At 66.7% G+C, this 13,540-nt stretch carries 6 protein-coding genes; 3 read left to right on the top strand and 3 right to left on the bottom strand.

The window, feature by feature from the left end:
- Nucleotides 1–20 precede the first annotated feature (20 nt).
- From tldD to NMB41_RS18890, 3 genes are all read right to left on the bottom strand, one after another.
- Entirely contained in the window at nt 21–1,481 is a 1,461-nt protein-coding gene (tldD, locus tag NMB41_RS18880; protein WP_494379337.1) for a metalloprotease TldD, read from the bottom strand.
- A gap of 92 nt (nt 1,482–1,573) precedes the next feature.
- Nucleotides 1,574–2,371 carry a carbon-nitrogen hydrolase family protein gene (locus NMB41_RS18885; protein WP_494379338.1) on the bottom strand — a complete coding sequence of 266 codons (798 nt, stop codon included), beginning with the start codon at nt 2,369–2,371 and terminating at the stop codon, nt 1,574–1,576.
- 2 nt (nt 2,372–2,373) lie between these two features.
- Complete coding sequence (locus NMB41_RS18890; RefSeq protein ID WP_494379339.1) at nt 2,374–6,531, bottom strand: YhdP family protein; 4,158 nt, start codon at nt 6,529–6,531, stop codon at nt 2,374–2,376.
- A gap of 166 nt (nt 6,532–6,697) precedes the next feature.
- Here NMB41_RS18890 and glnE point away from each other — a divergent pair, with 166 nt between their 5' ends.
- From glnE to NMB41_RS18905, 3 genes are all read left to right on the top strand, one after another.
- Nucleotides 6,698–9,442 carry a bifunctional [glutamate--ammonia ligase]-adenylyl-L-tyrosine phosphorylase/[glutamate--ammonia-ligase] adenylyltransferase gene (glnE, locus tag NMB41_RS18895; RefSeq protein ID WP_494379340.1) on the top strand — a complete coding sequence of 915 codons (2,745 nt, stop codon included), beginning with the start codon at nt 6,698–6,700 and terminating at the stop codon, nt 9,440–9,442.
- Between the two features lie 77 nt (nt 9,443–9,519).
- Nucleotides 9,520–10,281 (top strand): type I methionyl aminopeptidase, encoded by a 762-nt coding sequence (gene map, locus NMB41_RS18900; RefSeq protein ID WP_494379341.1) that lies wholly within the window; start codon nt 9,520–9,522, stop codon nt 10,279–10,281.
- 386 nt (nt 10,282–10,667) lie between these two features.
- The gene (locus tag NMB41_RS18905) at nt 10,668–13,436 is read left to right on the top strand and encodes a TonB-dependent receptor domain-containing protein (protein WP_494379342.1); all 2,769 of its coding nucleotides are present in this window, start codon (nt 10,668–10,670) and stop codon (nt 13,434–13,436) included.
- Nucleotides 13,437–13,540 lie beyond the last annotated feature (104 nt).

Here is a 13,540-nt window from a genome sequence, read left to right on the forward strand (position 1 = left end):
GTTCAGCGCAAGCGCAACAGTTATGCGGTACCGCCGACCGTCACGCCGTCGATGCGCAGCGTCGGCTGGCCGACGCCGACCGGCACGCTCTGGCCTTCCTTGCCGCACACGCCCACGCCCGAGTCGAGCGCCATGTCGTTGCCGATCATCGAGATGCGGTTCATCACTTCCGGACCGTTGCCGATCAGGGTCGCGCCCTTGACCGGATAGCTGATCTTGCCGTCTTCGATCATGTAGGCTTCGCTGGCCGAGAACACGAATTTGCCGTTCGTGATGTCGACCTGGCCGCCGCCGAAGTTCACCGCGTACAAGCCGTTCTTGACCGAGGCCAGGATTTCGGCCGGGTCCTTGTCGCCCGCCAGCATGTAGGTGTTCGTCATGCGCGGCATCGGCAGGTGGGCGAAGGATTCGCGACGCGCGTTGCCGGTGACCGGCATCTTCATCAGGCGCGCATTCATCGTGTCCTGGATATAGCCTTTCAGGATGCCGTCCTCGATCAGCGTCGTGCACTGGGTCGGATTGCCTTCGTCATCCATGTTCAGCGAACCGCGGCGGTCCTTCAGGGTGCCGTCGTCGACGATGGTGACGCCCTTGGCGGCCACGCGCTGGCCGATCATGCCGGCATACGACGACGAGCCCTTGCGGTTGAAGTCGCCTTCCAGGCCGTGGCCGACCGCTTCGTGCAGCAGCACGCCGGGCCAGCCCGGTCCGAGCACGATGGTCATCGGGCCGGCCGGGGCCGGACGCGCTTCCAGGTTCACCAGCGCCGATTTCACCGCTTCGGTGGCGTAGCGGTCGAGAATCTCGTCGTCGAAATAGCCGTAGTCGAAACGGCCGCCGCCGCCGGAGGAACCGGTCTCGCGCCGGCCATTCTGCTCGGCAATGACGGTGACCGAGACGCGCACCAGCGGGCGGATGTCGGCGGCAAGCACGCCGTCGCTGCGCACCACCAGCACCACGTCGTATTCGCCGGCCAGGCCCGCCATCACCTGCACCACGCGCGGATCCTTGGCGCGCGCCATCTTTTCGACGCGCTCGAGCAGGTTCACCTTGGCGGTGGCGTCGAGCGAGGCGAGCGGGTCGCGCGGCAGGTAGAGCGAGCGCCCGCCGGTCGGCAGCGTGCTGCTCGCCACTTTCACGCGGCCGGCGCCGGCGCGCGCGATGGTGCGGGTGGCCGCCGCCGCGTCCAGCAGCGCGGATTCGGAAATTTCGTCGGAATAGGCAAAGGCCGTCTTCTCACCCGAGATGGCGCGCACGCCCACGCCCTGGTCGATCGAGAAGCTGCCGGTCTTGACGATGCCCTCTTCCAGGCTCCAGCCCTCGCTCTTGGTGAACTGGAAATACAGGTCGGCATAGTCGACCTTGTGGGTGAACATCGTGCCCAGGGTACGCAGCAACTTGCCTTCGTCCAGGCCAAACGGCGTCAGCAGCACATCGCGTGCGACTGCCAGGGAGGAGAGGTTCGGTTCGAATGGGGTCATTTTGCGTTTTGTCTCGTGTGGATGCGGGCATTGTGCCATATCCGACCGGTTCGCACCGATGCGGGCACGGCGTTCGTGGACGGGACGGTGGGCTACATTTTTCGATGGCGCAAAGCCGGCAGGCTCTCGCGCACCGAGTCCAGGAAGGCGGCATCGAGCTCGCCCGACACCACGCCCTCGCCTTCGCGCAGCACCGCTTTGACTTCGCCCCACGGATCGACCAGCATGCTGTGCCCGAAGGTGCGGCGCCCGTTGGCGTGAGTACCGCCCTGCGCCGAGGCCAGCACATAGCACTGGTTCTCGATGGCGCGGGCGCGCAGCAGGACTTCCCAGTGCGCGCTGCCGGTGGTGTGGGTAAAGGCGGCCGGCACCACGATCAGCGCGCATTCGCCCATTGCCCGGTAGAGCTCGGGGAAGCGCAGGTCGTAGCAGACCGACAGGCCGACCCGTCCGAACGGGGCCTCGAAGCTGCCCACCGCCGCGCCCGGCACGATGGTGCGCGCCTCGTCATAGGATTCGCTTCCCTTGTTGAAACCGAACAGGTGGATCTTGTCGTAACGCCCGACCGAGGCGCCCTGCGGGTCGTACACGAGGGTCGTGTTGAGTACCTTGCCCGACTCGTTCGACACCAGGGGCAGCGTGCCGCCGATCAGCCAGATGCCATGTTCGCGCGCGAGCTGCCCCATGCAATCCTGGATCGGACCCGCGCCCTCCGGCTCGGCATGGCGGACCTTGTCCGTGTCGCTCATGCCCATGATCGGCCAGTACTCGGGCAGGGTCACCAGGGTGGCGCCGGTGGCGGCCGCTTCGCCTACCAGGCGGCGCGCAGTGGCGAGGTTGTGGCCGACATCGGGGGTGGACACCATCTGGACTGCGGCGACGCGGGTCATCGTTATTCCTTCGCTTTGGCGGCCGCCTGAGGCGGCGGGTTGTCGAGTTTGATTATGGTAGGCGATTTCCACGGTCCCGTAACGCGCATCTGATAAGTCAGCGCCTTCATCACCGGTGCACGCAGGAACAGTTGCGCCAGGTAGGAGCCGAGGCCGATGACCGGGTTCACCGCCAGGCCGTAGACCAGCGGCCCGGTGCCGAGGTTAAATTCGGGAATCACGACCACGCGCAGGTCGGTCGATTCGTTGGCGATGTCGGCCGTGCCTTCCATCAGGATGGTCGCGGCCACGCCATGCATCTTGAGGTTGTCGGTCTTGACCACGCCGCGCGTGATCATGGCGTTGGCGCTGATGCCGTCGAAGGCCAGTCCTTCCGAGAACACGTCGTGGAAATCGAGCTTCAGCAGGCGCGGCAGCGCCTGCAGGCTGAGCACGCCGAGCAGCTTGGCCGCACCCGGGTCCTGCTTGAGGAATTGCCCGCCGCCGACATTGAGCTCGATCTGGCCCGACAGGGTCGGAATGTCGAGCGCATACGGCACGCCGTTCCAGGACAGGTCGCCCGAGAGCTTGCCCTTGCCGCGGCGCAGCGTGTCCGGGAAACCGAGGCGGTCGAGCAGGCGCCCGGCATCGATGATGTCGAGCGTGAAATTCATGCCGGTATTGCTCTTGCCATCCTTCGCCAGCCAGCGCCCGGTCGCCTTCAGCTGGCCGTCCGGGTTGGTCACGGACAGGCGGTCGATGCGCCATTCCTTGCCGGCCAGCGCCTGCACATTGCTCGCTTGCAGGTCGAGGCGCCCGAACTGCTTGTTGAAGAGTTCGAAGCGCTCGGCGACGATGTCGAGCGCCGGGATGCTGGCGCTGGCGCCGCGGTTCGACTCGAGCAGCTCTTTCACTTCGGCCGCCTGCGATTCGGGAATCACGAGCGAGGCCAGGCGCGCCGTGACCTTGCCCACGCCCTGCCCCTGCCCTTCGCTCCAGGTGAGGTAGCCGGTGGCCTGGCGCGAATGGATGTTCGCCTGCCAGACATTGCCGCGGTGCGAGGCGCCGACCACGACGTCGGCCATGCGGCGCTCGTTGATGAACAGTTCCGAGGCGCGCGCGGCGATCGTTGTCGGCAGCACATACTGGGCGAAATTCGGTCCGCCGGGACTGCCGGGCGCGGCGCCCGCCTCGTCCTCGCCGGCAATCGCGCGCGCCGTCGCCAGCCAGGCGTCGACATTCAGGGATTTCATGTCGACGTTGATCATCGTGCCCTCGTCCGGCTCGGGCGCCGGCAGGTTGACGCCGATGCCGCCCCGTTCGACTACCCAGGCCCCGCGCGGGGCCTTGCTGCGGACATAGCGCGCGGCAACGGCATTGCCGAGCGAGAGGCGTAGTTCGTCGCGCCCGGCGCCCTCAGGCGTGGTGGGCGCGCCGTTCAGCACGAAATGCAGCGGCAAGGCGTCGGACTCGGCTTTTTTGAGCGGCGCCGGAAACGCCAGGCCCAGGCCGGCCAGGTTCGAATCGAGCGTGACGCCCAGCTGGTGGTCGCGCACGGTAATGGCGCCGCCATAACGCGTGCTGCCCGACATGCGGGTGGCCAGGCGCGCCACCGCGGGCGCCGGCGCGTTGTTGCGCATGCCATCGGCCGACAGGGTGCCGGCCAGGCGGATCGCGATCGATCCGTCCGCCTGGGTGCCGCCGGACAGCGCCAGCGGCCCGCCGAGGACGGTCGCGCCGACGCCGTTCAGGTTCACGCCGTGCTCGGTGAATTCGACCTTGCCGTGCGCCGCGACCAGGGGCGGCAGGTCGGGGAAGAGTTGCACGGTATTGTCCTGCAGCTGCAGGGCGCCCTGCACTTTGGTCTGGACCAGGTTCGCCAGCGGCATCTGCAATTTCAGGGCGAGACGGGCGTTGCCCGTGCCTTGCGTGGGTTCGGTGAAGTGCCCGATCCAGCCCAGCACCGGGCTGGCCGCGACATAGCGCAGGAAGTCCTGCAGCGCGCCGGCGGCGCTGCCGTCGATATCGAGCAGCATCTCGTGCGAACCGAGGTTCGGGATGACCGCCTTCACGTTCGACAGGTTCAGGCCCAGCGTGCGCAGGGTCTCGCCATGGATTTCCATGCGCGCGCGGTCGAACACGATGCTGCCGTTGATGGCCTCCGCCAGGGGCCACTGGACCCGGTTCTCAAGCGTGCGGTGGCCCGGCGCGTATTCGAGCACGGCATTCGACAGGCGCCCGGCGACGCGGAATTCGCCGCGCGCGCGCTCGGCCGCGTTCTCGGCGCGGAAGGGAAACTCGGCCAGGTCGCCGCGCAGGCGCAGGCGCACGTCGTTCAGCATGCCGCCCTGCAGCGCCGCGCTCAGCCAGCCACGCAAGCCCGCCGGCGTGGCCAGCGGCAGGAAGCGCCCGACCTGGTCGATCTGGAAGCCGTCCAGGGTGCCGGTGATGTCGGCCACGCCCGGCCCATGGCCTGGGCCGAGCGGCAGCAGGTGGCGCCCGGCCAGGCTGCCGCGCAAGGCGCCCTGCGCGAACTCGAGCTTGTCGACTTCGACCAGCAATTGTTCCTGCGGCTGGTAGGTCCAGCGCGCGCCCAGCGCCAGCCGGTCGAAGGGCATCGAGGGCTCCGCGAACCAGGCCGGCATGCGCAGCGCCAGCGCGCTCGCATCGATCGTAATGCTGCCGCCCTTGTGGGTGGCGTCGATCGTGCCGGAGACGTTGTCGAAGCCCGGCAGGGCCGGCAGCGCCGGGCTCGCGGCAACCCCTGCCCCCGCGGCCTGGGCCGGGCGCGCCGCCTGCGGCTGCAGGCTCAGGCCGGCGACCCGGCCCTTGACGCGGTAGGCGGCCAGCTGGGGGTACTGGCCCTCCCAGGAAGCCGAGAAATCGAGCAGGCGCCCGCGTGGCGCGAAGTCGGCCAGCATGCGCCGCTGCGGGCTGGACAAGGGCAGCTGCGCAGCCAGCTCGGCCAGCGTGGCCAGGTCGACCTGGCGCGCCTGGATCGACACCTGCTGCGCCTTGCCGGCGCGCGCCGGCGTGAAGGTTTCGGTCAGCGTGGCCGGCGGCAGCGCCCGGCCGTCATGGGTCGTGACCATGAAGTTATCCAGGCTGAGCGTGTGGCCGTTGGCCCCGAAGGTGGGCTTGCCGTCTTCCTTGCCCGGCACCAGGGTTTCGCGCGCCGACAGGCGGCCCGATACCCGGGCCAGGCGCAGCGCCGGCAAGTCGGGTTTTACGCGCGCGGCCACGCCCGACAGGGCCAGGTCGGCGGTGAAGCCGGCCAGGCGCGCCTGGTCGAGCGTCATCCAGGCGCGCAGCGAACCGCGGCCCTGGGTCAGCGAAAACGGATAGTCGACGTAGCGGCGCCAGGCGGCCAGGTCCGCTGCGCGCAGGTCGGCGTAGAGTTCGCCCTTCCACCGGGCGATGTCCGACGCCTGTCCGCCGAAGCGCGGATGGGTGAACTGCGCGCGCACGTCGAGCGGCTGGGCCAGTTCGGGGGGCGGCGTGGCCGTCATGGCAAAGCGGTGCCGGGTCCAGTGGTTGTGCAGCACCACGCCCACGTCGCGCAGGGTCAGGAGCGGCGCGCCGCGCTGGGCATCGGTCCAGTCGATGCGCCCTTCGCGGATCAGGATCTCGCGCTGGCGGAACACCCAGTCGCCGCCCGGGCCGGCCGTGTCCTGTTTCGGGTAGACGCGGATGCCGGCGACCTGGATCACGCCGTCCGGATTGCGCCGCACGTCCAGTTGCGGGCGGATCAGCTCGATCGACTCGAAGCGCGGCTCGGCCGCGAACACGCTCCACCAGGAAAAGGTCGCCGACACCGACGGCAGCGCCAGCACCTGGCGCCCGGCCTTGTCGGTCAGGGTGACGTCGCCCAGGAACAGCGCCGGGTGCAGGCCGCTCCAGGTGGCGTAGATACGGGCAATGGCGACCTGGTTGCCGAGCGCGCGGCTGGCGGCGCGCTCGATGTCGTCCTTGTACAGGTCGATGTTCGGGAGGATCGCGTAGCGCAGCGCCAGGAACAGGATGCCCAGCCCGAAATACACGAGCAGCGCCAGCTTGACGACGAAGCCGAGCACATGGTGCGAAGCGAGGTTGGCATAACGGTAGGCGGCACGCAACCGCCGCCAGCGCTCGGCCAGCGGTACGGGCGCCGCCGGGGGCGCCTGCGGTTCCGGATTTTGCATCAAGGTGCTAATAAGAAAAGGCTCGCCGTAGTTAATTCTTTAATATAAGAGCGCTTGCTAGGATTGCGGCGTCTACCTTACCATCCTGCTGACCGGGGCAACACGGCGGGCAATTCTACCGCATGCTGCTTGTCGGAACGCTTTTACATTCGTACCGGACCACCTGATGACCCCTGCTCCCGCCTCCAGCGCTGCGCCCTGCGCGCCTGCCTCCGCCTCGCGTTTCTACCAGCGCTGGATCGCCGCCGCCCCCGATCGTGAAGAGCGCGTCGCGCAGCTGGCTCAATTATCGCTGGCCTGCCCGGATTTCGGCGCGTTATTGAAGCATGAGCAGGCGGCCGGCATTCCCTTGCCGCGCGCCATGCGGCGCGTGCGCAATCTCTTGCTGGCAGCCCTGATCCGGCGCGAGCTGACGGGCGCATCAAGCCTGGACGAGGTCGTCAGCGCCATGACGGGCCTGGCCGACTTCGCCATCCAGACCCACCTGGCCGACCTGATGGCCGAACTCGTCGCCGCCCACGGCATGCCGGTCGGCGCCGAATCGGGCCGTCCCCAGGAAATGATGGTGCTGGCGATGGGCAAGCAAGGCGGAGGCGAACTGAACGTGTCGTCCGACATCGACCTGATCTTCGTCTATCCGGAAGACGGCGAGACCGCCGCCGGGCCGGGCCAGCGCGAGCTGTCGAACCACGAATTTTTCATCCGCCTCGGACGGCGCCTGATCGGCGCGCTGTCGGAAGTGATCGAGGACGGTTTCACCTTCCGAGTCGACATGGCGCTGCGCCCGAACGGGAACTCCGGGCCGCTGGCGGCAAGCCTGAACATGGTCGAGGAATACCTGATCGTGCAGGGCCGCGAATGGGAACGCTATGCCTGGGTCAAGGCGCGCGCCGTCACCGGCTCGCTTGATGACATCGCGGCCCTGGACGCGATCGTGCGGCCCTTCGTGTTCCGGCGCTATCTCGACTTCGGCGTGATCGACGCGATCCGCAACATGCACGCCCAGATCCGCGCCGAAGTGAAGCGCCAGGAACGCCTGCACCCGGACCGCAGCAACAACGTCAAGCTCGGGCGCGGCGGCATCCGCGAAATCGAATTCCTGGCCCAGGTATTCCAGCTCATTCGCGGCGGGCGCGACCCCGCCCTGCGCGAACGGTCCACCCGCGCCACGCTGCGCCTGCTGGCCGAGCGCGAGCTGATGACGCCCGAGACCGTCGAGCGGCTGCTGGACGCGTATACCTTCCTGCGCAACCTCGAGCACCGCCTGCAATACCTGGAAGACGCCCAGACCCACACCCTGCCCGCGATCGAGGCCGACCGCCTGGTCGTGGCCGGAATGATGGGCCTGCCCGACGTCGCGACCCTGCTCGAGCGGTTGGAAGAACAGCGCGCCTTCGTGGCCGCCCAGTTCGACGACATGTTCGCCGACAAGAGCGCGCCCGCCGGCGAGGAAGGCACCGAACTCGAAGCGATCGCGGCCGACCCGGAAGCGCTGGCCGCGATCGAGGCCCACCTCGCGGCGCTGGGCTACGACGATCCGGCCGGCGGCGCCCGGCGCCTGGCCGCCACCTGGGCCGCGCCACGCCTGCAAGGCCTGCCCGACGCCAGCCGGGTGCGCCTGCTGGCGCTGGTCAACCTGGCGCTGCCGCAGGTGGCACGGGTGGTGGTGGAAGCCGGTGTCGGCAGCCATGGCGCAACCCTCGGGCGCCTGCTCGACTTTTTGGAAGCCATTGCACGGCGCTCGGCCTATTTGTCCCTGCTGACCGAATACCCGCACACGCTCGAGCGCGTGATCCGCATGATGCATGCCAGCGGCTGGGCCGCCACCTTCCTGACCCTGCATCCGATCCTGCTCGACGAACTGCTGGACGACCGCGGCGCCGGGATCGACGCGCCGGATGTGCTCAGCGCCAGCCTCGACGCCCAGCTCGGCGAAGCCATTGGCGACACCGAGCGCCAGCTCGACATCCTGCGCGAGAACCACCACGCCCAGCTGTTCCGGCTGCTGGCCCTGGACCTGGCCGGCGAACTCTCGGTCGAACGCCTGGCCGACCACCTGTCGGCCCTGGCCGACGTGATCGTTGCCGCCACGGTGCGCTGGGCCTGGAAGACGGTCACCACCCGCCACATCGAGGTGCCGCGCTTCGCCGTCATCGCCTACGGCAAGCTCGGCGGCAAGGAGCTGGGCTATGTGTCCGACCTCGACGTCATCTTCCTGTACGACGACGAGGACGACATGGCGCCGTCGAACTACGCCAAGCTGGGCCAGCGCTTCATCACCTGGATGACCGCGCATACCCCGGCCGGGATCCTGTTCGACATCGACACGGCGCTGCGCCCGGACGGCGCCAGCGGCATGCTGGTCAGTTCGCTGGGCGCCTTCGAGCGCTACCAGCACAACGCGGCCTGGGTCTGGGAACACCAGGCGCTCACCCGGGCGCGCTTCTGCGCCGGCGACGAGACCATCGGCGCGCGCTTCGAAGCGATCCGCGAAGCGGTGCTGCGGCGCGACCGCAGCGCCCAGGCCGAAGAGCTCAAGGCCGACGTGCTCAAAATGCGCCAACGCATGCACGAGGCCTACCCGAGCCGCAGCACGCTGTTCGACCTGAAGCAGGACACGGGCGGCATGATCGACATCGAATTCATCGTCCAGTACCTTGTCCTGCGCCACGCCTCGCAACATCCGCAGCTCACGGCGAACGCCGGCAACATCGCGCTGCTGCACCGCAGCGCCGAGCTGGGACTGATCGACCCGGCCAGCGCGGGGGCCGTGGCCGATGCCTACCGCGCCATGCGCAAACTCCAGCACCAGCTGCGCCTGCAAGGCAGCGAAGCGCGGGTCGAGGCCTCAGTGGTGGCGCCGCACGCCGCCGCGGTGACGCAACTGTGGCAGGCGATCTTCGGCGCCTGAGGCGCCCGCCAACCCTGCCGGCTACGGTATCATGGCCGACTGCGCGGCAAGGCCGCCCACACGAAAGCACGAGAACAATGGCAATCAAACTCAAGAACGACAAAGACATCGCAAAAATGCGCGTGGCCGGCCGCATGGCCGCCGAAGTCCTGGAAATGATCAAGGAATACGTCGTCCCGGGCGTCTCCACCGAAGAACTCGACAGGCGCTGCCACGACTACATCCGCAAGGTGCAGAAAGCCACGCCCGCGAATGTGGGCTATCACGGCTTCCCGAAGACCCTGTGCACTTCGGTCAACGGCGTGGTCTGCCATGGCATTCCGAGCGAGAAGGACATCCTGAAGGACGGCGACATCGTCAACATCGACGTCACCGTGATCAAGGACGGCTGGCACGGCGACACCAGCCGCATGTACTACGCCGGCACGCCGAGTCCGGAAGCGAAGCGCCTGGTCGATACGACGTTCGAATGCATGATGGCGGGCATCCGCACCGTGCGCCCTGGTTCGCGCCTGGGCGACGTCGGCCACGCGATCCAGAAGCTGGCGGAAAGCGCCGGTTATTCAGTGGTGCGCGACTACTGCGGCCACGGCATCGGCCGCGTCTACCACGAAGACCCGCAGGTGCTGCACTATGGGCGCCAGAACACCGGGCTGCTGCTCAAGGAAGGCATGACCTTCACGGTCGAGCCGATGATCAATGCCGGCGACGACGAAGTGTCCCAGTTGGACGACGGCTGGACCGTGATCACGCGCGACGGCTCGCTGTCGGCCCAGTGGGAACACATGATCGCGGTGACCTCGCACGGGTTCGAGATCCTGACGCCCTGGCCGACGTAATCGCCGACAGCAATTGTCATCGCATAAGCCTCCCGTCACAGCGGGAGGTTTTTTTTCATCAATCAAACATGCCGCCTGTCAATACCCCCAGTCCTCTGCATGTAAATACGCCTGAATATATGGAAAAAGCATTTTAGTTGTATATCCATCACAAAAGAAAATATTTTTCGAATTGCACCTGCGTGTCACTTGACTGTAATAATTTATTTCTTCAGATTAAGTGCCTGAGACACTTATGCGTCTAGCCTCGCAAAATGGGTCGTCACTAAAATACTGGAGAAATTTTGAAATTACATAGCGTTAGCAAGAAAACCGTGCTGGCAGTCGCAGTCACCCTCGCATGCTCCCAGATGGCAGCCGCCCAACAACAAGAAAACGGTCAGCCGATGCAAAAGGTGTTCGTCACCGGTTCGAACATCGCCAGGATCGATGCCGAGACGGCGACCCCGGTCACCATCATGCGCCGCGACGACATCGTGCGCACCGGAGCCAATTCGGTCACCGAACTGCTCAACACGCTGACAGCCTCGACCGGAAGCCTGACAGACATCGGCGGCAGCAACTCGTTCGCTGGCGGCGCCTCCTCGGCTTCGCTGCGCAACCTGGGCAAGCAGTCGACGTTGATCCTGCTGAACTCGCGCCGCGTGGCGCCGTATGCACTGGCCGACTACAACGAAGTCTTCACCAACCTCGACTCGCTGCCGCTGGATGCCATCGAGCGCGTCGAAGTGCTGCGCAACGGCGGCTCGGCTGTCTATGGTTCCGACGCCGTCGCCGGCGTCATCAATATCATCACCCGCAACGATTACCGCGGCGTCCAGCTGAAAGCCAGCCAGAGCGAGTCGCTGGAAAACAGCAAGTTCAAGACCCGCACCGCCAGCGCCACCGGCGGCATCGGCGACTATGCCACCGACGGCTACAATGTCCTGGCCAACGTCGAACTGTTCAAGCGCGACGACGTGATGTGGCGCTCGGTGGTCGACGACATCAACCCGATTTACGGCGAGAAGTTCACCACGGTCGCACCGGGCAGTGGCCGCATGTTCGGCAGCCGCGGCGCGCCGTCCTCGTTCAGTTATCCAGGCAACATCCTGGGCTACGGCGGCGGCGGCGGCCCGGTAGCCGGCTGCGCCACGGTCGCATCTGGCCTGTGCCAGTACGACCGCTTCTCGCGCTTCCAGGCCATCCCTGAAGCCGAACGCGTCAACGCCCTGTTGTCGGGCAAGCTGCGCATCAACGACAAGGTGGACGCTTTCGCCGAGGCCCTGTTCTCGCGCACTGAAACGACTTACCAGAGCGCCTTCCCGACCTACGACTCGACCGGCGCCGACGCAGTCTGGGGCAACCCGCAGACCGGCGAACGCCTGAACTTCGCTTATTTGTCGCTCCCGGCAACCCACCCGTTGAATACCCTGGGTGAACCGGCTGCCCTGCGCTACCGCTTCGCCGATGCGGGCGGCAGCGAGACCATCAAGAGCTCGCAGTATCGCGTGCTGACCGGCCTGAAGGGCTCCTGGAACCAGTATGACTGGGAAACCGCTGTCGGCGTGATGGGGAGCAAGACCAAGTCGCGTGGCCGCGGCACCTTCAGCGCAAGCGGTTTCAAGCAAGTGGTTGGGGACAACTCGCAGTTCGATGCGGACTACACGCCGCTCGACCCGAACTTCTTCAACCGCGACTACAAGATCGGCCAGCAGAACTCGGCACAGACGCTCAACACCCTGTTCCCTGAATACGGCTACGACGGCAAGATCACCCAGACCTTCCTCGACGGCAAGGTCAGCGGCGAAGTCGCAAAATGGGGCGACCGCTCGATCGGCGCCGCGGTTGGCGCTGAAATCCGCCACGAGAAATTCGTGATCAACCCGACCGCCAACCTGCGTTCCGGCGACATCGTCGGCAACGGCGCAGCCAGCGCGGATGCCAAGCGCATGACCGGCGCTGCGTTTGCCGAGGTCAGCGTCCCGGTGACCAAGACCTTTGAAGTCACCGGCGCCGCGCGCGTCGACAAATACGAGGACTTCGATGCCCACGTCTCGCCGAAGCTGGCATTCCGCTGGGAAGCGGCCAGGAACGTGCTGGTGCGCGGTACCGTCGAGTCGGGATTCCGCGCCCCGAACCTGACGGAAAGCGCCCAGTCGAGCAAGTTCGCCTTCGACAACGGCGTGGTCGATCCGCGCCGCTGCCCACAGGCCCTGGCCCTGGCCCAGGACCTGCGTGCGCGCGCCGATGCCCTCAGCAGCAACGATCCGGACACCGTGCTGCTCAACGCACGCGCCGATACGGTCGAAGGCGCCGAATGCGCCGCCGGCGTGTTCAGCAATGTGCGCAACAACCCGGACCTGAAGCCGGAAACCTCGCGTAGCGCCACGCTGGGCGTCGTGTTCGAGCCGATCAAGGGCTATAACGTCGCCCTCGACTACTGGCGCATCGAACGCAAGGACGAGATCGGCCTGAAGTCGACCGACGACCTGCTGGCGGCGGAAGCCGACCAGGCTGCGGGCGTCATCGAGCGTGATGCACTCGCCAACGACAAGACCTTTACCGCCGCCGAGCGCGCGCAGTACGGCGTCACCACCGGCGCCCTGGTCGGCACCTCGGGCATGTTCGAGAATGTGTCCAAGACCAAGACGAGCGGTGTCGACCTGACCGCTTCCAGCCGCTTCAAGACCCCGCTTGGCCGTGTCAACGTCGATGCCAACCTGACCTACCTGCTCGACCTGCGCTACTTCAGCCCTACGCTGGGCGGCTACGGCGACAACCTCGCAGGCCGCTACGGCTCGCCGAAAGTCGTGGCCAACACGACCTTCGCACTCGACACCGGCAACTTCTCGAACGCCCTGCGCGCCAGCTACGAAGGCAGCACGGAGCTGCGCGACGACTTCTACGACGAAAGCTACACGGTCGAGGGTTGCGCCGCCCGTGGCTGGTCCGAGTCGGAGTGCCGCGTCGGTTCGTACGTGCGTTGGGACTACACCATGGCCTACCGTGGCTTGAAGGGCTGGACCCTGACGGCCTTCGTGCGCAACGTCTTCAACCACCGTCCACCGGTCGACCTGCGCAGCTTCTCGAGCGACGGTGGCGGCGTCATCCCGCAAAGCGTCCAGGACGTCCAGGGCCGTAGCCTGCGCCTGACCGCGGAATACCGCTTCTGATCGTGTTGTAGCAAAGTAATAAGAGCGGGCGCTTCGGCGCCCGCTTTAATGAGATGGTCACCCTCCACCCTACAAGTTACTAAACTTGTAGGGTGTTGTTCTTT

Source organism: Massilia sp. FBCC-B171 (genome assembly GCF_059134155.1).